This is a genomic window from Glutamicibacter uratoxydans (genome assembly GCF_006539925.1).
GTDB lineage: Bacteria > Actinomycetota > Actinomycetes > Actinomycetales > Micrococcaceae > Glutamicibacter > Glutamicibacter uratoxydans.
Genome location: NZ_BJNY01000002.1, coordinates 287,647 through 306,270 on the forward strand (window position 1 = coordinate 287,647; position 18,624 = coordinate 306,270).

Genomic DNA, 18,624 nt, shown 5'->3' on the forward strand with positions numbered 1-18,624 from the left:
CTCTGCTGTGGCTGTTTTAGAGGGTTGGCTTCATTTTGTTCAGCACCACAAGATAGCGGCAGCTCCTGCCGCCAGGATTGCTGAAGGTGCAGTCTGCGGCAGCGCCTAACTGCAGGCAGTCCCCCGCCGATAATTCATGGATTTCATCTCCTTCGCGGAAGCGCAGCTTCCCGGAGACGACCCAGATCTGCTGATCCGTGAATTGGTAAGCAGCCTGCGGATAGCTGACTTCGGCTCCTGCAGGAAGAACGATTTCAACCAGTTCCAGCGACGGGCTGGATGCCGGAGAGATCGCCCTTCTCGTGTAGCCGGTCTCCGGATCCGTCCACAGCGCCTGCTCCCCAGCGCGGCTGACGCGTTCCTGGTTTCCCTCAGCCTGCACTATGAGTTCGGAGAGCGTCAGCCCGAAAGCCGTTGCCAGCTTTGAAAGCAGGACTGCTGTGGGCTGGGCTTCGGATCGCTCGATTTTGGAGATCATTGCGCGAGATACCCCGCTGAGCTCTGCCAGCGCCTCAACCGTCAACGACCTGTTCATCCTCGCGGTTTTCACCGCCCAGGCAAGCCCCATGCTCAATTCATCCATCAATAACCCCATGCCACTATAGTGATCAATAATTCCACTATATAAGATCTATTGCTTCACCTGATCCCAGCGTTTCAACAGCGCGAGCGACACGCCATCGCCACCACTCGCCATTTCAAGATCCACAGCAGTTTCATCTGCGAAGAAAAAACGTAAGCACTGCGCGAAACATCCGGTGCATTGATTGCTTTACCTTCAGACTCATGATTAAGTGACCTACATCACGCGTGCGATGGGGATCTGCAGCGTCACAACCAGAAAGCGATTTAATGACTACCAAGCACACAAGCATGAGCTCCTCCGTTCTCAAGAAGCTCACTTGCGGTACTGCTGCGGCAGCCTTAATGATCGGGCTCTCCGGAGCCCCTGCTTCCGCCGTCGGCAACGGTCCGGACTACAACGGCAACGAAACCATCAACACTTCCATCCTGCATACCTATGACTCGATGGCCGCAGAACTGCGCAAGCAGGATGCAAAACAGCCGGCAATGGAGCTGGATGTCATCGGCCAGTCCGTCAAGGGCCGCGACCTGTTCGTAGCCAAGTACCTCTCCGACCCTGCAAACCCAACGGTGCTGTTCCTGACCCAGCAGCATGGCAATGAACAGCTGACCACCGAAGGCGCGCTGGAGGTTATCAAGCATCTGGGCACCGGGCGGATGAAGGATACCCTCAAGAACATCAATATCCTGGTCGTCCCAATGCTCAACCCGGACGGCGCCATGGGAGACGTGGACTTCGACCTCGGCGACTACCTGGCCTCTGGCGACCGCCACCTCACCCGCTACAACGCGAACAACGTCGACATCAACCGAGACCACGTCGCGAAGACCCAGCCTGAAATCCAGGCACTGCACAACAACGTGCTTTCCGCCTACGACATCGACTACATGATCGATCTTCACCACCAGGGAACCCGTTCGGCAGTGGATGGAAAGCTGGTCTCCGGATCCATCCTCTACCCCACCACGCCTGACGTGAAGCCTGAAGTGCTCGAGGGCTCCAAGCGCTTGGGCTCCATCGTCTACCAGAACGTGGATGGCACCGGCTGGGGCCACCTGGGCAAGTATGCGGGCGGCACCGCCAACACGATCGCCCGCAACGGCATCGCGGCGGAATACGACATCTCCACACTGCTCTTCGAGATGCGCGGCATGAGCGACCACAGCAACCCGGGATCAGTCCTGGGCCAGAAGTCCAACGGCTACCTTCGCCAGCAGACCATCCTGACCTTGGAGAGCGTCATCAAGGCGATCTCCGACGGCTCGGTGGAAACTGCAGATACTTCCTTCTGGGACACCCTCCCAGAGCAGGAATACCTGCCCAACACCAAAACCGATGAGTAGGCTCTGACCTAGCCAAGCAGGACAGAAGGCGGCGGTGCAACGGATTCTCTGTTGCACCGCCGCCTTCGCGTTCCTGTTCCTGTTCCTGTTTCTAGGAGAGGCCTACCGCGTTGCCCTGCGCATCCACGTCCATGTGCATGGCGGCCGGCACCTTGGGCAGGCCAGGCATCGTGGTGATCACTCCGGTGATCGCAACGATGAACCCAGCACCGGTCTTGGGAATCAATTCCCTGACCTGCAGTTGGAATCCTTGGGCTGCTCCCAAGGCCTTGGGGTCATCCGAGAAGGAATACTGGGTCTTGGCGATGCAGACCGGAAGATTGTCCCACCCATTGTCATGGATCTGTTCCAAGGTGCGCTTGGCTCCAGCAGAATACTCGACGCCCGCAGCTCCATACATCTCGCGTGCCACCGTCAAGATCTTCTCTTCGACAGGCATGTCCAGCTCATACAGCGGAGCGAAATTCGATGGAACTTCGATGGCCCGCAGCACTGCTGCTGCCAGCTCTCCGGCCCCTTCTCCGCCTTGGCCCCAGACATCTGCGACAGCGCATTCAATGCCCTGCGATTTGGCCCAATCGGCAACAGCCGCCAATTCTGCATCGGTGTCCGTGGCGAAGCGGTTGATGCCGATCACCGGCTGGATGCCGAACTTCAAGATGTTCGAAGCGTGCTTTGCGAGGTTCGCCAAGCCTGCCTGCACGGCGGCGACATCCTCGTTGTGCAGATCTGCAAGCTGCACTCCGCCGTTCATCTTCAGTGCTCGGATGGTCGCCACGACAACTACAGCTGACGGAGGGCAGTCGGCATAGCGGGCCTTGATGTCCATGAACTTCTCGGCGCCCAGATCGGTGCCGAATCCGGCCTCGGTGACCACGAGATCGGCGAGCGCCCGCGCGGTGTTGGTGGCGATAGCCGAGTTGCAGCCGTGGGCGATGTTGGCGAAGGGGCCGCCGTGGATGAATGCAGGCGTCCCGCCGATGGTCTGCACCAGGTTCGGCTTGATGGCGTCCTTGAGCAGCAGGGTCATGGAGCCGGTGGCTCCGATGTCGTCTACCGTGACCGGCTTCTTGTCGTAGGTGTAGCCGATGGTCATGCGGCCAAGTCGTGCGCGCAAGTCTTCCAGTCCGGTGGCCAGGCAGAAGACCGCCATGACTTCAGAGGCTACGGTGATTTCAAAGCCGGTTTCCCGGGTGACTCCGTCAGAAGGCGAGCCCAAGCCGATCACCACGTGGCGCAGGGCGCGGTCGTTCATGTCTATGACGCGCTTGAAAGTAATGCGCTGCGGGTCGATGCCCAGCGCGTTGCCCTGGTGCAGGTGGTTGTCGATCAAAGCCATCAACAGGTTGTTGGCGCTGGTGATTGCGTGGAAGTCGCCGTTGAAATGTAGGTTGATCTCATCCATCGGCAGCACCTGGGAGTAGCCGCCGCCGGTCGCTCCGCCCTTCATGCCGAAGCTCGGGCCCACCGATGGCTCGCGCAGCGCGATGATGGTTTTTCTTCCGGTTGCCGCCAGCGCGTCGCCCAGTCCCACCACCATGGTGGATTTTCCTTCTCCTGCAGGCGTCGGCGACATTCCGCTGACCAAGACCACTTTTCCGAGTCCGACATTTCGCGTGGGCACCAGTGCCGGGTCTACCTTGGCTTTGAATCTGCCATAGGACTCGACCGCATCTTCCGGGATTCCCGCTGCGGCGGCGATCTGCGTAATTGGCTTGAGCACCGCGCGGGAAGCAATTCCTAGATCGCTCATGTCGATTTGTGGTGTCTCGGTCATCGTGTGTCCCCTGTCTGTTCTGCAGTATTCCGGGAGTTGAGGATGGCCAAACCTGCTTCGGTTTCCTCGATTAACCTCAAGCTACCACCACTGTGCGAGAAGGGGCAGACCCAGTGTGGTGGTTCTCCTCCGACTTTCCCCTAGAAATGTCGAGATTCGCCAAATACGACTCTGAGCTGACGCAAAAGCGCCAGCCCGCAACGGACTGGCGCTTTATTGAACTCTTAGTTGTCTACTTCTTCGCGAAGGCTGGGGTGTCGACCGAGCAGTCGACCCGCTCGCCTGGGGCACCGGTGTTCGACGCGATCTCCTTGACTCCGTCGAGCAGGATCTTGCAGGTGGCGGTTGCACCCTTGCCAGGGGTTGCGCTGACTGCCGCCTTCTTCTCTGCAGTGACAATCGATTCGACGCTCCACGCCGCGGCGCCCTTGGCCTTCTTGTCCGGGGTGGTTGTCTCGGAAACCGAAGTCTTCTCTACGGAGTCTTCGCCGCGCTTCTCGGCTTCCAGGTACTTCACGTCATTGACCGTCTTGGTGTCGCCGCCGGTGACGCTGACTTCATAAGTCACTGACCATGCATCCGAGGTGGACTTCTGGAAATCCTGGACCGCGCTGCAGCCGGTGGCTCCGATGGCAAACGCCAGTGCTGCGCCGCCAATAGCTGCTGATTTGAATACTCGGTGGCCGGTCTTGGTGCTGGACATTGGAGATCTCCTCATGATGTTTGCAAATAGTCTTTGACGGCGCTGTCGATATCTCCACCCTACAGAAACGCCCTAAAGACCAACTCGATCTCACGAGGGATTATCGCCGGCTGGTTCTCCGCCTACAGTCGGAGGCCGCGCCGTACCCGCGCCGCCGTTTTTCTACGGCTGGTAGAATCTTGTGCCGTCAGTGCCCCGCCTGAGGGGCCGCCAGCCAAAGCCCAAGGAGCCACCGTGGAGAACCCCAAACAGCCTGTTACCGCCGCTCCGGCGTCCGGCGCCGACAAGGCTTTTGGGTGGCTCACCCGCCTCATGGCCCTCGCCGGGGTCATCGTCCCGGCCGTGGCGGCGGCGCTCACCGGGGACATGCTGGTCCACGGGCACCCGCTCTACGCGGTGTTCCTGGGCTCCACCATCCTCATCAGCCTGCTGGTGCTGGTCTTCTCCTGGCGCCGACCGCTGGCCGCGCCCAAGGGGCTCAAAGCCTTGCGCGTCATCGGCTCCGCCTTCATGGTCCTGCTGCTGGCAGGACTGTGCTGGCTGATCCCCGCGGCCGCTGTGCAGCCTGCGCTGGCGGCCATGGACTCGGATGCCACGGTCACCGTCACCGAGACTGCCACCGATATTGTGCTCGCCCCGGCGGGCGGCGACGGGCAGCTGGGAGTCTTCTTCCAGCCCGGCGCCCTGGTCGATGCCCGCGCCTATGCGGAGGTGCTGCGCCCGCTGGCCGAGTCAGGGCACACGGTGGTGATCCCCAAGCAGCCACTGAACATTGCGTTCCTTGCCATGACCGCCTTTGAATCGGCGCAGATGAAGCACGAATCAATCGACAAGTGGGTTGTTGGCGGGCATTCGCTGGGCGGCGTGGCGGCGGCCTCCGATGCCCAGACCTTTGCCTATGACGCCGACCGGCCGGTTGCAGCGCTGCTGCTCTTCGCCTCCTACCCCTCGGCCGACATGAGCTCCACCATGCTGCCGGTGCTCTCGATTTCAGGCTCCGAAGACCTGCTGGCCACCGAGGCTGAGATCAAGGAATCCAAGGCCCTGCTGCCCGCCGATGCAAAGTTCCTTGAAATCGCCGGGGGCACCCATGCATTCTTCGGCGACTACGGCACCCAGGCGGGTGACGGCACCGCAACCATCTCCCACGACGAAGCCCGCCAGCAGATCTCCCGGGCGGCGGTGGACTTCGCCGCTTCGCTGCGGCAGTAGCTTCCACCAAGCAGAGAATGCCTCAGGCTCCCAGCATTGCTGGGAGCCTGAGGCATTTAAGATGCGTTCCGGAGCCTTAGAGCTCGACGATCTCGAATTCCATCAGCTCCGCGCCGGTGGCTACCGGCTTCTTTGCGTCATTGTGGCTGTGCGCGGCATCCGAGCGCTTGGAACGCCAGTTCTCGAAGTCCTCTCGGGTAGCCCACTGGGTGTAGACGAAGTAGCGGTCTTCGCCGTTGACCGGGCGCAGCAGCTTGAAGCCTTCAAAGCCTGGCTCGGAATCCACCGAGTGCTTGCGGGCGGCAAAGCGCGCTTCTAATTCGGGGCCTGCTTCGCCCGGAATGGACAGGGCATTAATGACGACAATCGACATGTCTCACCTTTCGTGACCCGGTATTTTCCGGGTGTGGATGCTACCGATTCCAGCCTACGCCCGCCGCCTGTGCCAGTACTCAGTACATGACGCACGGAACACCGTTACAGCTCCTTGACCGCGTCCTTGAGCAGCTTGGCATACTTGGCGCCCCCGTGCGGTCCCGGGTGGATGCGGTCAGGGGCCAGGTCGTCCACGCCTGGCGCAACATCCGCCCAGTCGACCACATGGGTGTGCTTCTGCTCCGCTTCCGCCTGCCGGTACTTCTGGTTGACCGAGTCCACCCAGCTGCGCGGTGCATAGGCAGTGACCAGCAGCAGCTCGCGCCGCGGCCCGATGGCCCTGCGGATCTGCTCCAGCGCCGAGTCCTGGAAGTCGCCGTTCGTGCCAAGGCCCAGCACCACCACCGGACGCAGCGTGCCTGCCTGCTTCATGGCCCGCAGCTTGGGCAGCACATCCCACACCTGGGCTCCGACGCGGGCATCGATGAATATTCCCGGCAGCGCCTTGAGCAGCTGCGGCGAGGAAGCAAGCATCACCGAATCTCCCAGCGCCACCACATCCCTGCCCCGGTACCCGTGCTTTTTCGCGTGCTCCTTCTCGCGGGATGCCGGCTGCCCCGAGTCGCTGGGCTGCACAGACTCAGATTGCGCAGAATCCGGCTGGACAGGTTCGGGCCGCTTCTCCAACTGCTGCCCGGCAAGCTCCTGCTGGGCGGCCGCCAGCTGCTGCTCCAGCTGGGTCTGCACCGGCGAGTTGGCCAGCACCATCACGATGCCCACCGGAACCATCATGGCCAGGCTCATGGCCAGAGCCGCCGGAACCATGCGCCGCTGCCCGGAGAACAGCGCCCCGGCAGCCTGCAGCGCGCCAGATCCCCAGCGGCGCAGGGTGGCCTTGAAACCGTCAGCCAGGATCCGCTGCTCAACGAAATGCCAGGAGGCGGCCGCGGCAAGGAATGTCAGCGGAATGGCGCAGAGCACCGCGGCGCTGGGGGCGGTGGCGGGAAAGACCATTTTGCACAGCAGAAGCAGCGGCCAGTGCCAGAGGTACAACCCATAGCTGCGATTGCCCACCCAGCGCAGCGGCTGGACGCCCAGCAGCCGGTAGACCCCCGAGCCCGGCGCCCCCAGAACCAGGAGCAGCAGCGCAGCGGCTGCCGCGAACAATGCCATGCCGCCGCGATAGGCTGCGGCAGATGTATCGGGCAGCAGCGCGATGGCGCAGAGCATGAGGCCGAACAGCAGCGCCGGAACCAGCTGGCGCATGCCGCGGGACCTGCCCCAGGGCTTGGCGGGCCGGCCATCGGCCCAGGCGGCGGCCGCGGCGCCGAAGAACAGCCCGAAGCCGTGGGTCCAAGTCCCGAAGTACAGCATGCTAGTGTCCTCGGCCGGGTCGTAGAGCAGCGCCATGGTGGCCGCCGAAGCGCAGGCAAGCAGCAGGATGCACACAGTCAGCCGGCGCCGGGAGGCCGCCAGCAGCCCCAGCAGGAGCAGCGCCAGCGGCCAGATCAGGTAGAACTGCTCCTCCACCGCCAGCGACCACAGATGCTGGAAATAGGGAGGGTCCGCCGCGGTGAAGTAGCTGGTGCCGCTGGCGATCTGCATCCAGTTGCTGGTGTAGGTCAGCGCGCCAATCCACTGCGCCCGCAGGTTCGCCGGCAGGTTCGGACCGGCCGCCAGCGCAAGTGCTGTTGCCCCCAAGAGCATCAGCAGCATGGCCGGCAGCAGCCGCCTGGCCCGCCGCACCCAGAACCCGCCCAAGCCTCGCAGCGCTGGCGCGCCCCGGTGCTTGAGCAGCCCGGAGGTGATCAGGAACCCGCTGAGCACAAAGAACAGGTCAACGCCCAGGAAGCCGCCGGGCAGCTGTTCGGGCCACAGGTGGTAGGCCATCACCGCGAGCACGGCGATGCCGCGCAGCCCGTCCAGGGCTGGATTGCGCAAGGGGCGGGCAGGCTGGCTTTGCGGCAGCGGAGCTTCTGATTTCACTGCATCAATATTTCCCGCCGGCCGCGACGGCGGCCCATCGGTGCGGTGACGGAAATCCATCGCTTTTGTTACACAAACGACAGGTTCAAAACCGCTGTTTTCCGCAGTTCTCCGGCCATCCGCCGGGCATAATTGGGCTGTACTCCAAGTGAAAGGACCCCCGTGGCACTGCGCAGCGTCATCAGCGTCCTCCTAGCGCTGCTGCTGGGCTCCATGCTCGTCTCCTGCTCCAGCCCTGACGCGCTGCGGGTTGAAGACGATGCCACCAAGGCCCTGCCGGTGCGCCCGGCCCCCAGCACCCCCAGCGAGCAGGACTATACCCAGTGGGAGAAGCCCTTCGGCCCGGCGGCGGTGCGCAAGCTGCTGCTGGACTCCGACCTGTCGTCCCTTGAATCCCAGGGCAGCGACCCGGCGGAGATCCGCGAATACCTGAGCACCTGCGCCAAGTGCATCACCCCTTCTCCCAGCTACGAGGTGCAGGGCCGGCGCTTCCAGATCTACACGCTGAACACCATGGGCGACGGCTACAGCTTCGCCTCCTTTGTCATCGCTGACCAGGACGGCGCACCTCAGTTGGCCCTGGCGGTGGGCGGCTCCGACGTCTACCTCAGCGCCGGCAAGGAAGGCAGCCTGGTGGCGCAGGAGGCGGTCTACCGCAGCGAGGATCCCATGTGCTGCCCTTCGGGCTGGTCGGTGCGGCTCTACCGCTACCAGGACGGCAAGTTCTTCCCGGGAGAAAAGTTCTCCAGTTCCTATGCCCCGACTCCCAGTGAAGGAAGCAGCCAATGACGAACACCGGAATCCGCGTGCTCATGGTTGAAGACGACGAGGTCATCCGCGAAGCCACCGGCATCGGCCTGGCCCGGCTGGGCTACCAGGTCCAGGGCGTCGGCGACGGGCTGGAAGCGCTGGAGTTGCTGCGCCAGCTGCAGGCCGAAGACCCGGTGGATGCGGTGCTGCTGGATGTCATGCTGCCCACGATGAACGGCACCCAGGTGTGCCAGCAGCTGCGCGGCTTCAGCAGCGTGCCTGTCATCATGCTCTCCGCCCGCGGCGAAGGCATCGACATGGTCACCGGGCTGGACGCCGGCGCCGACGACTACCTGGCCAAGCCCTTCGACCTGCAGGTGCTCGACGCCCGGCTGCGTGCGGTGCTGCGCCGCAGCCAGCGCAGCGCGCAGCCGCCCGCGCCGAAGGCGTCCGAACCTGCCCACGCCCCCGGGCTGTCCATCGACCCGCACCGGCTGGTGGTCAGCCTCGAAGGCCGGCAGATCCACCTCACTCCCACCGAGATGCGCATCCTGCTGATGCTCGACCGCGAACCGGGCATGGTGGTGTCCCGCACCGAGATCCTCACCGAGGTCTGGGGCTACAGCTGGGATGCCGACCACCGGGTCATCGACGTGCACATGCAGCGCCTGCGCCGCAAGGTCGGGGCCGAGCGCATCGAAACCGTGCGGGGATTCGGTTACCGGCTGGCCGGGGGCAGTTCATGAGCCTGCGCTGGAAAATCACGCTCATGACGGTGGCGTCCGTGCTGCTCACTCTGGTCGTCTCCGCGCTGCTGGTGCGCCAGATGATCAACATCTCGGAAGAGCACCGGCTGCGCGACGAGGCAACCGCCTCCCTGCAGCAGGCGGTGAAGATCCTGGATGAGACGGGCATCAGCGTGCTGGGCGCCGCGGTCAACGATCCCAAGCTTCCCGCCAAGGCGATGCAGGCGGCCCAGTCCGGCCAGGTGGTCACCTACCGCGGCACGCTGGACGGGGCGCCGGTCATCTTCGCCGCCGCGCCGGTGGAGCTGGGCTCCCAGCCGGCGGTGCTCTCCCTGTCTGTGTCATGGACCAACTCCCTGCAGATGCGCTCAAGCGTGGATGCGGCCCTGTTCTGGGCGGGCATCGCCACGCTGGTCCTGGTTTCCACCCTCGGCATCCTGCTGGCGACCAAGCTCGTCAAGAGGTTGTGGCTCGGCGCCCTCGCTGCCCGCACCATCGCTTCCGGGCAGCGCGAGATCGTCGTCGAACAGGCCATCGGCAAACCCTTTGCGGGCAGGGACGAGGTGGACCAGTTCGCCTCGGCGGTGGATGCCATGGCCGCCGAGCTGAAAGCGAAGATCGCCGCCGAACAGCGCTTCTCTGCAGACCTAGCCCATGAACTGCGCACCCCGCTGACCGGGCTCGTCACCGCCGCGAGCCTGCTGGAGCCTTCTCGGCCGGCCGAACTGGTGCAGGACCGGGTGGCCAAGCTGCGCGTCCTGGTCGAGGACCTGTTGGAGGTTTCGCGCCTTGAATCGGGAGTCGATGCCGCCGAGCTGGTAGAACTGCCATTGGACCAGGCAGTTTCCCAGATCATTGCGCGGATCAGCGGGCGCAATGGATCAGCAGTCCAGGAGCTGGAGGTGCAGCTGAACGCCGCCGATTCCAAGGCCTGGATCGATGTCCGACGCCTGGAACGGATCCTTGAGAACATCCTGAATAATGCGCATGCCCATGGCAAGGGCCCGGTGCTCTTGCGCACCGAGCCTTCACGCATCGAGATCGTGGACCACGGCCCGGGCTTTCCCAACAGCATCCTCGCCACCGGGCCGGAACGCTTCGTCTCCAAGGGCGGCGGCATTGGGCTGGGCATGACAATTGCCAGCGGCCACGTGGCGGCGATGGGTGCAAAGATGCACTTGTCGAACAAGCCCGGAGCCAGCGTAGTGATCACCCTGCGCCAAAGCCGCTGAGGCAGCAGCACAAGCCAAATCTTCAGATTCCCTCAAGATCCTTGTTCCTTCCATGCGCTGCCTCGAACCTAGAAGTACGTTCTAGACCAAAGGAGCGCAGGACATGGCAGATCTTGCAGATTCGCGGGTACTGGCAATCGCCTCAAACCTCGGGGTAGAGCAAAATACCATGAAGCTCCCCCTCGAATACCTCCACGCTGCGGGCGCCCTCATCGGCATTGCAGCACCCGAGCTGGGGCCGGTGCACACGGTGGACCCCGAGGATGCCGAAGGGCAATGCTTCACTGCCGATCAAACCCTGGAAGAAGTTTCGGAGCACGATTACGACCTTCTGCTGGTCCCCGGAGGATTGTTGAACGCTGATCTGCTGCGCACCAACCTTTTTGCCCAGCGCATCGTCAATGTCTTTGCGGCCGAGCACAAGCCAATTGCCGCAGCCGGTCATGCCCCCTGGCTACTGGTGAATTCTCGACTTGTTAATGGCAAGTCGCTGACTTCCAGCCCTTCGCTTCGCGCAGATCTGGAAAATGCCGGTGGCTCATGGCGCGCTGAACCGGTGGTGATCTGTACCGCCTTGGACTGGCCGCTGGTCACCACTCGCGGGCCCGAAGAAGCCGGTCATTTCATCAAAGCCATAGACACCGCATTGGCCCAGCAATTGAATACAAGCAGCTAGCCCCAAAAATTACCCCAGACATGGTCAAATATTCATCGACTGAAAATAAAGCGAGATGTAGTATTCGAATCAAATGGGAGTTTTGTTTCTATCAGAGAATTGATAAACAGAATTCCATCATCACGTTGCACATCACCGAGAGGAATCCAAGATGAACATCCTGAGCGACGTGGGGAGCCTGTTGTGGTACACCCTTTTGATCTTCGCTTTCGTGTCCTACCTAATCGCACTGTTCTCGGTCATTTCTGATCTCTTCCGAGACCAGGCGCTTAACGGCTGGATCAAGGCGCTGTGGCTACTCTTTCTCTTCTTCATCCCATTCCTCACAGTGCTCGTCTACCTGGTTGCGCGAGGCAAAGGCATGGCCGAACGACAGGTGGCACAGGCCCGCCGCGCGCAGGGTGAAGCAGAGTCCTACATCCGCTCAGTGGCAGAGGTGTCCCCTGCCCAATCCATTGCCGATGCTAAGAAGCTGCTGGACAACGGTGTGATCACCACCGAAGAATTTGAGATGCTCAAGGCAAAGGCCCTGGCATTGCCGGTGCGCTAGCAACTTAACCGCATCTGGGCTGCCGCTGAGCGCGGCAGCCCAGATGCGGTTAAAGAACAATCAGCAATTCTGGAAGCATCTAGGCCGATTTGTCGGCCAACACTGGTGGCCAGCAGACGGAAAAACGTTCGAGCAGCAGCTCCTCGCCTGGCTGAGTAGTGATTTCAGGAGACCAGTCCCGTCCAATAGCGGCTTGAGTCCGCTTCCAAAATGCTTCGTGCTCACGGCGCCAGTAAGCCAACGACAAATCTCCCTCGCCTTCCGCGGCAGCGAACTCTTCACTTACCTCGAAGAAGCTTGAACGCTCCACAGACAAGACCTTCACGATGATCTGAGGTTCGCCCCGGCCATCGCAGATCACCCAGTGATTGCCTGCTTTGGGTTCTTCTTCGTTGTAATAGGCGTACTCATTGGCCAGCGAGGACGTTCCTCGTTTCACCCCATGCATGACTTCGCCCAGCAGCTCATCGGCCAGTTCTGCACTGTCGCCAAAGCACTCGACTACATATGGCGGCTCTCCCCCGGCCACCAGCGCCAGAGACTCGATATAGTCCCGCCACATCCGGACGGCAGAATCTAGGTTGACTTCAGGTAAAGGACTCATGGGTCCAATCCTAGCTAGTAGCGCCTGATGACAAACACTTGCCGCGTGCCCGGCTGACCAGAGCGCTGCATCCAGATCACTTGCCTGCTTGTGCTCGGAGGCATTGCCACCTTGATAACAGCTTCAGAAGCACAGCTCAAAGTAATGACATTTTTGCCTGCGTTGAATGTCCTGCAGTGGCCCAAGATCTCCACCTGTCCCCAGGAAAGGTCGCTGAAACCGACGTCGATGCGGTACTGCGAAACTCCTTGTTTTGGAGTCACGGTGAATGCATAGGTCGGGAATTTCTGCCCCGACATTCGTTCGACATTCACCAATGCATCGCCGATGTCTGCACCTTGTGCCGGATCGGTGGGTTCGACAGTCGGTTCCGTAGGCTCGGGCGTTGGCTCAACTGAAGGATCTGTGGGCTCCTCAGTCGGATCTACGGTTGGGTCGACAGTAGGATCCACCGTTGGTTCAGTGGGATCAACCGTAGGATCTGTAGGTTCCGGTGTTGGCCCAACTGAAGGATCTGTGGGCTCCTCAGTCGGATCTACGGTTGGGTCGACAGTAGGATCCACCGTTGGTTCAGTGGGATCAACCGTAGGATCTGTAGGTTCCGGTGTTGGCCCAACTGAAGGATCTGTTGGCTCCTCAGTCGGATCCACCGTTGGTTCAGTGGGATCAACCGTAGGATCCGTAGGTTCCGTCGTTGGGTCAACCGTTGGATCAATGGTCGGTTCCGTAGGCTCAGGCGTTGGCTCAACTGAAGGATCTGTTGGCTCCTCAGTCGGATCAACTGTCGGATCTACGGTTGGGTCAACAGTCGGTTCTTCCGTTGGCTCAGTCGGCCCGGACGGATCCACCGTTGGGTTGACAGTAGGATCAACCGTTGGGTGTGTAGGCTCGGCTGTCGGGTGAACGCTAGACTCACCAGTCGAACCAGTGGGTTCAACCATCGGATCAGTCGGCTCCGCACTTGGGTTCAATGTTGGCAGTGTTTCTACGGCTTCCGATTGCTCGTCCGCAGGATCCTCCGGCTGATCTGGATCGGTCGTAGAGCTGTCTTCGGCAGGCTTCGGGAAGAAGGATTCTGGGGTAATTTCGGATTCTGCTGTCGATACTGGGATCAAAGCAATGAAGTCTGGTACGTCGTTATCGGGCTTCAGAACTTCGGAGTTGTCCTGTTCTTCCTTTGGCGCGCTCGGCGTCTGAGTTTTTGACGGTGTTTCATCAACAACTCGCTCCGAGACGATGACATCCTCGACACTCGGTGCGCTGCTATTCCCCGGAACGACCTGTCCGGAATCTACCGGTCGTTGTGCCGCCCTAGAGTCATCTTCGGCGCCATTCGAGTAAATTCCCACCGCAGCGGCAACAAAAGCTCCTACTGTGATTGCAACGGCGGCAAACAACGCAATGGCACCACCGCTTAGTGCGCCCGCCCCTACCGCGCCCGCAGAAGTTGCCGACGTGCCCGAAACTGCCCCGAGATCAGCAACAATGCTTGCCCCGCCAACGCCGGCGGCCCCAGCAGAGGCAACGCCGCCTGCAGCCGGAACGCCTAAAGCAGTAATACCGCCTACGACCCAAGGGAGGACAAAAACGCGGAGCTTCGTTCCGACTTCTTCAATTTCTGCATACACTGCAGCACACTGCGCGCAGGTTTTCAGATGGTTCTCGACCAGTTGTCGGTCCCTTTTGCTCGCGTTCGAGCGCAGGAATGAGGGGAACAGCTGTCGGATCTTTACACAGTTCGCTGCGACTTCTTGATTCTCATTCAGGTGTGCTGCGAGATAGGCTTCGCGCAGACCTTCTCGCGCCCGGACCGCCAAAGCTGATACGGCATTGGGAGTGAGGCCCAGGATGGGCGCGATTTCTCGAGGACGCAGATCTTCAATTTCCGTGTGCCACAAGACTTCGCGCCAGCGTTCAGGCAACGACTTGAAAGCACGGATGACAATGCCGGATTCGGCACGTTTTACATTGTCATCTGCAAACGGATCTGAGGCGTCAAATTCGACAATATTTTCGGCCGCAGTAACCTTTGATGCGGCCTTGTTTCGCGAGAAGGCTTCCCGTGAGACGGCAGTCAGCAGATACGCGCGGAAGAATTCGGCAGGTCCAGAACCTGAACGAATCGCACTGAATACTCTGAGGAACGATTCAGAGACGATGTCTTCGGCTTCGGAAGGTGTGTCGGTATGCCGGTAGGCAACAGAGATTGCAATGTTCTTGTGGCGTCGGAAAAGTTGGGCTTCAGAATCACGATTTCCTGCGCGCACACCCTGGATCAGGTCAGCATCGCTGATCTCAACAAACTGCGCATCTGAATCGATTGTCATAACGTCCCCAAAATTTCAACCTCTGCTGAGCGGCTGCGGTTGCCTAGAGAACAAGAAAAGCTCTCTCCCCGGTGGCAATACCGAACAGGTCAGAAATAGCCGTCAAGTATCGACCCTACCAATTTAGTACTTTCAACACGAAACGAATACTTCAAATTATTAGGGTTTTCTCAGGGGCTCAAAAACCGCTGAAACACAAGGACCGCGGATCTTCACACTTTGCCTCAAATGCTTCAGCAGCCAATCACCTTGCATCCCCCATGGATTTTCATGCAAGCCGTTTGACTGCTGTAGCAATGTAGCAACACTACGGTGATCAAACGACCATGCGAGTGGTCCATAGGATTCCCGAGCCTGCTAACCATTAAGATGCGCAGGACACGATTTCGTGACGCGAACTCCCAAAAACTTTTTTATTATTCGACACGCGCTCATTTCCAGAGCAAAAGTATCGTAGCTAGAGCCTTAAACCAGCAAAGTTCCCCGGCGAACCTGATGGATAACCTATCAGCTCCGTCGAGAAACCCAGCCGGCAACCTTTTACCTAGGCGGTTCTAGCTTGAGAGATCAAAATCCAATCCCAGGCCCTGGTCTAGGGCGCGATCGTAGGCGACCCGACTGATGGCAAGGTCCAGAGCACCGATACCGACCGAGTTGAACAGAGTAATCTCTTCCGCGCTCTCACGGCCCGGAATCTTTCCGGCAGCTACGTCACCAAGTTCCCCAGCAATGTCCCCTTCAGTAATTGCCCCTTCGGCAACCGCCATGAGGTACTCGCCGGACTTTGCTTTAGAAGTGCCGAGGTGGTCAACGATAACTTTGGCGCATGCCATACCAGCAGCGTCAATCTCACGCTCGTTTGGACGCGGACGAGCACCAACGGCATTAATGTGCTGTCCCGGGCGGAACCATTCGCCCTTGATGTTCGGCTCAACGGATGGGGTCAATGTGCAAACGACATCACTGGCCGCAAATACTTCTTCGATGGATCCAACTGGCTCCACAGGCACGCCGAATTCGGCAACTGCAGCAGTGAACTGCTCGATGCGAGCACTAGTTCGGGACCACACAACGACCTTGTCCACCTGCATGACGCATTTGAGCGCCTCGACGTGAGCAACTGCCAGCGCACCTGCGCCAACGAGTCCAAGAACCCGGGAATCCGGGCGCGCAAGGTACTTCGTAGCAACCGCAGTCGCGGCCGCAGTGCGCATACGAGTGGGCACCCGACCGTCAACCAATGCCAACGGCCCACCCGTGACATGATCCGCAAGCACGATCACCGAGCGTTGCGAGGGAAGTCCTCGGCCGTTATTCGAGGGGATGTCGGCAAGCAACTTGACCGAGGCAATTCCTTCTTCGCCGCCAACTGCTGACATCAATACGAAAGTCGAGTCTGCCGATGGGACGCTCATTGCAGTTGGGTCAGGCTGCGAGGCGCTGCCATTGCCGATGTTGACGAAGATTTTGTCAACCGCTTCTACTGTTGAAGGCATATCCAGAACGGTTTGCAAGGTGGAAGCATTGAGAATTAAAGTCATGTGCCGCATCTTTCGAGAGTTTAGAGTCCGTTAGATCAAGACTAACAAATTTGGTATTCCAAAAATAGCTTTTTAGCGATCTGTGTCACATAAATTTTGTTGAGGATTACACATACCAAACGCTCACGGCCGTAGGGCTCGTACTTCCAAGCCCTGCCAACAACGCAAAATCAATCACTGAGCACAGTCTCGCCTGTATACCAACCGCTTGAATATGCCCCAGCGACACAAAACCCCTCGCCATTTTTCAATGGCGAGGGGTAGATGCGAGAAATCAGCAGTTGCTACTGCATGCTTGCACGCTTTTCATCAACGCTGCCCTTGCTGGTAGCAATATGCTGCAGCACTAAGCGCTCAACCAGCTCGAGGTTCCGACTGGCCATTGCTTCCAAGATCTGGGCATGCTCTTCGGCCATAATCTCAAGATCGTCATGCTGCGAGAGTAGCCATCGCATGCGGGAAGACAGGCCCGCCTGCAGCTCAATCAACAGCTCGTTGCCAGCAAGACCCACGACTAACTCATGGAACTTGGCACCAGCTCGGCGCGCGGTAACGTAGTCCTGCTTCTTGGATGCCTCAATTTCAGTTTCAAGCACCGCACGCAACTCGTCCAAGCCGTTGCGAGTATGGCGCTGAGCTGCCAACTTGAATGTCATAACCTCCATCGCCTCGCGCACTTCCTGAAGGTCAGCGATATCCGATGCGGAGAACTCGCGGACGACAGCCCAAGTTCGAGGACGCGGAGTAATCAGGCCCTCATTGGCCAGAATATGCAGGGCATCGCGGATTGGCAGGCGGCTGACACCCAGCTCTTCTGCCAGCTCACGCTCGACGAGGCGGCTTCCAGGTGCTCGGACGCCATCAATAATTTCATCGCGGATGCGCTCGGTTACCCGCAACGACTCTGGTTTGAATTCTGAATCAGCCAACAGCCTGCTCCTCCGCATTAACTTGTACTCCTCTAATTCAACATGTTTTTCACGTTAATACGCAAAATTCCGAGTGAGATGCCTTACCTGCGACGCACCGCACCTTCAGCTGTTCCCGGTATGCCATCTGGGCTTGCGTGATACTCAGAGTAGGCCAAATTCTATTGCTAGCGACGCTATTTTTCCCCAAGTCCAGCAAAACAAACATCTGCCAAACAGCGAGCGTCGCGATTCCGAACAGATTGAACCGCGGGGATTCAATCGTGATTTGTACAAGAATTGAGAAACCCGCTGAATGGGAAGTATTTAGCAATAGCGCCAAAATCAGCACACTCAGACACTTCGTCAAGCGCTTGATTTGGAGCTCTTGACCGGCAACCTTTTTCTTTTGTTTCGTGAATTGAAAAACAACACCACTCCCTCTATCGCAATTTTCGAAACCAAACGAGAATCAATCTCTACTTTCAGACGACGACCGCCGTTACGTGGTTTTGCGCACTCAGGAGGCACTAGTTACCAGCAGGTAAGGTAAACACTCGGTTCGGTGACAACGGGGTCAGTTCACGAACCAGTAGCTATTTGTTCACTAATCTTGGGGGTCTGTTCGCCGTGCCTGAAAACAATCAACTACCAGAAGCACTCACGAATCCTGCACGCCGCAGCGTCGTCAAAGCAGCAGCGTGGGCAGTCCCTGTCATTGCCGCGGCCACCGCAGTTCCGCTGGCTGCAGCCAGCGGCACCGATCCGGTAGACGAAAAGGGCGAGTCGGTCCTGAACGTGACCGCCTACAACGTTGCATCCGGCGGTGCCGATGCTTACGTCGAAGCCAACGGCATCCGTATTTCGCCCTTGGATCCAGCCAATCCGAAGATGATTCCGGCCAAGACGGTCTTCACCATCACCATTGAATACACGGGCAACAACAAGAGCGTTGACTTCACCAACCCGACTCATGGGATCGACTGGAACAAGGCGCAGAATGGCGCATGGTCCAAGATTGAAATCACTAAGACCAAGATGACGTTTACCGGATTCTCCCAATTCGACGCAATCGAGCCGGTCCTCGGATCCATCCGCTGGCTCATGGTTCCGGGCCATGCTCCAGAGCTGAACTCTGTGAAGATCACCGGCAACGCGGTCATTCCTAAGGGAGCCGATTTCCCTAACGGAGGCTACCTGCCGATCCTGGTTGTCGACCCGAACAAGGGCACCGGAACCTTGACCGGTCCTCTGGCCAACCAGTGGACCACCGGCAACACCAACTAAACGAAAGCACCGCTCGACCGC

The 18,624-nt window shown here is 59.7% G+C and carries 17 protein-coding genes; 8 read left to right on the forward strand and 9 right to left on the reverse strand.

The window, feature by feature from the left end; translation table 11 throughout:
• Positions 1-16 precede the first annotated feature (16 nt).
• Complete coding sequence (locus AUR04nite_RS03120; RefSeq protein ID WP_218024625.1) at positions 17-583, reverse strand: helix-turn-helix domain-containing protein; 567 nt, start codon at positions 581-583, stop codon at positions 17-19.
• Positions 584-873: 290 nt separating this feature from the next.
• Here AUR04nite_RS03120 and AUR04nite_RS03125 point away from each other — a divergent pair, with 290 nt between their 5' ends.
• The gene (locus AUR04nite_RS03125; RefSeq protein ID WP_246055312.1) at positions 874-1,929 is read left to right on the forward strand and encodes a M14 family zinc carboxypeptidase; all 1,056 of its coding nucleotides are present in this window, start codon (positions 874-876) and stop codon (positions 1,927-1,929) included.
• A gap of 91 nt (positions 1,930-2,020) precedes the next feature.
• Here the strand turns inward: AUR04nite_RS03125 and AUR04nite_RS03130 are convergent, their stop codons facing one another.
• On the reverse strand, positions 2,021-3,706 hold the full coding sequence (locus AUR04nite_RS03130) for a formate--tetrahydrofolate ligase (RefSeq protein ID WP_141361822.1): 1,686 nt from the start codon (positions 3,704-3,706) through the stop codon (positions 2,021-2,023).
• Positions 3,707-3,938: 232 nt separating this feature from the next.
• Positions 3,939-4,409, reverse strand: coding sequence for a hypothetical protein (locus AUR04nite_RS03135; RefSeq protein ID WP_141361824.1), 471 nt, complete (start codon positions 4,407-4,409; stop codon positions 3,939-3,941).
• A 234-nt stretch (positions 4,410-4,643) separates the two neighbouring features.
• Here AUR04nite_RS03135 and AUR04nite_RS03140 point away from each other — a divergent pair, with 234 nt between their 5' ends.
• Positions 4,644-5,621, forward strand: a complete 978-nt coding sequence (locus AUR04nite_RS03140) for an alpha/beta hydrolase (protein ID WP_170184067.1) — start codon at positions 4,644-4,646, stop codon at positions 5,619-5,621.
• Positions 5,622-5,697: 76 nt separating this feature from the next.
• On the opposite strand, the gene AUR04nite_RS03145 is transcribed toward AUR04nite_RS03140, so the two are convergent.
• Both AUR04nite_RS03145 and AUR04nite_RS18395 read right to left on the reverse strand, forming a co-directional pair.
• Positions 5,698-5,994, reverse strand: a complete 297-nt coding sequence (locus tag AUR04nite_RS03145) for an antibiotic biosynthesis monooxygenase family protein (RefSeq protein ID WP_141361828.1) — start codon at positions 5,992-5,994, stop codon at positions 5,698-5,700.
• A gap of 104 nt (positions 5,995-6,098) precedes the next feature.
• On the reverse strand, positions 6,099-7,982 hold the full coding sequence (locus AUR04nite_RS18395; protein WP_170184068.1) for an acyltransferase family protein: 1,884 nt from the start codon (positions 7,980-7,982) through the stop codon (positions 6,099-6,101).
• Between the two features lie 162 nt (positions 7,983-8,144).
• Here AUR04nite_RS18395 and AUR04nite_RS03155 point away from each other — a divergent pair, with 162 nt between their 5' ends.
• The 5 genes from AUR04nite_RS03155 to AUR04nite_RS03175 all read left to right on the forward strand — a co-directional run bounded on the left by AUR04nite_RS03155 (position 8,145) and on the right by AUR04nite_RS03175 (position 11,936).
• A complete protein-coding gene (locus AUR04nite_RS03155; RefSeq protein WP_141361832.1) occupies positions 8,145-8,771 on the forward strand; it encodes a hypothetical protein in 627 nt (208 codons plus the stop codon).
• The gene (locus tag AUR04nite_RS03160) at positions 8,768-9,478 is read left to right on the forward strand and encodes a response regulator transcription factor (RefSeq protein ID WP_141361834.1); all 711 of its coding nucleotides are present in this window, start codon (positions 8,768-8,770) and stop codon (positions 9,476-9,478) included. Before AUR04nite_RS03155 ends, AUR04nite_RS03160 begins: the two co-directional genes overlap by 4 nt.
• A 23-nt stretch (positions 9,479-9,501) precedes the next feature.
• Entirely contained in the window at positions 9,502-10,710 is a 1,209-nt protein-coding gene (locus tag AUR04nite_RS03165) for a sensor histidine kinase (RefSeq protein ID WP_141361836.1), read from the forward strand.
• A gap of 103 nt (positions 10,711-10,813) precedes the next feature.
• Positions 10,814-11,386, forward strand: a complete 573-nt coding sequence (locus tag AUR04nite_RS03170; protein ID WP_141361838.1) for a DJ-1/PfpI family protein — start codon at positions 10,814-10,816, stop codon at positions 11,384-11,386.
• A 151-nt stretch (positions 11,387-11,537) separates the two neighbouring features.
• Positions 11,538-11,936: an SHOCT domain-containing protein gene (locus tag AUR04nite_RS03175; protein ID WP_141361840.1), complete on the forward strand. Its 399-nt coding sequence runs from the start codon at positions 11,538-11,540 to the stop codon at positions 11,934-11,936.
• Between the two features lie 79 nt (positions 11,937-12,015).
• Here AUR04nite_RS03175 and AUR04nite_RS03180 read toward each other — a convergent pair whose 3' ends face one another.
• The 4 genes from AUR04nite_RS03180 to AUR04nite_RS03195 all read right to left on the reverse strand — a co-directional run bounded on the left by AUR04nite_RS03180 (position 12,016) and on the right by AUR04nite_RS03195 (position 17,337).
• A complete protein-coding gene (locus AUR04nite_RS03180) occupies positions 12,016-12,540 on the reverse strand; it encodes an ASCH domain-containing protein (RefSeq protein ID WP_141361842.1) in 525 nt (174 codons plus the stop codon).
• A 14-nt stretch (positions 12,541-12,554) separates the two neighbouring features.
• Positions 12,555-14,867, reverse strand: a complete 2,313-nt coding sequence (locus tag AUR04nite_RS18400) for a sigma-70 family RNA polymerase sigma factor (protein WP_141361844.1) — start codon at positions 14,865-14,867, stop codon at positions 12,555-12,557.
• 554 nt (positions 14,868-15,421) lie between these two features.
• Entirely contained in the window at positions 15,422-16,408 is a 987-nt protein-coding gene (locus tag AUR04nite_RS03190; protein WP_141361846.1) for an ornithine cyclodeaminase family protein, read from the reverse strand.
• 284 nt (positions 16,409-16,692) lie between these two features.
• A complete protein-coding gene (locus AUR04nite_RS03195) occupies positions 16,693-17,337 on the reverse strand; it encodes a GntR family transcriptional regulator (protein ID WP_246055313.1) in 645 nt (214 codons plus the stop codon).
• A 609-nt stretch (positions 17,338-17,946) separates the two neighbouring features.
• Here AUR04nite_RS03195 and AUR04nite_RS03200 point away from each other — a divergent pair.
• Positions 17,947-18,603 (forward strand): hypothetical protein, encoded by a 657-nt coding sequence (locus AUR04nite_RS03200; protein ID WP_141361850.1) that lies wholly within the window; start codon positions 17,947-17,949, stop codon positions 18,601-18,603.
• The last annotated feature ends 21 nt before the right edge of the window (positions 18,604-18,624 follow it).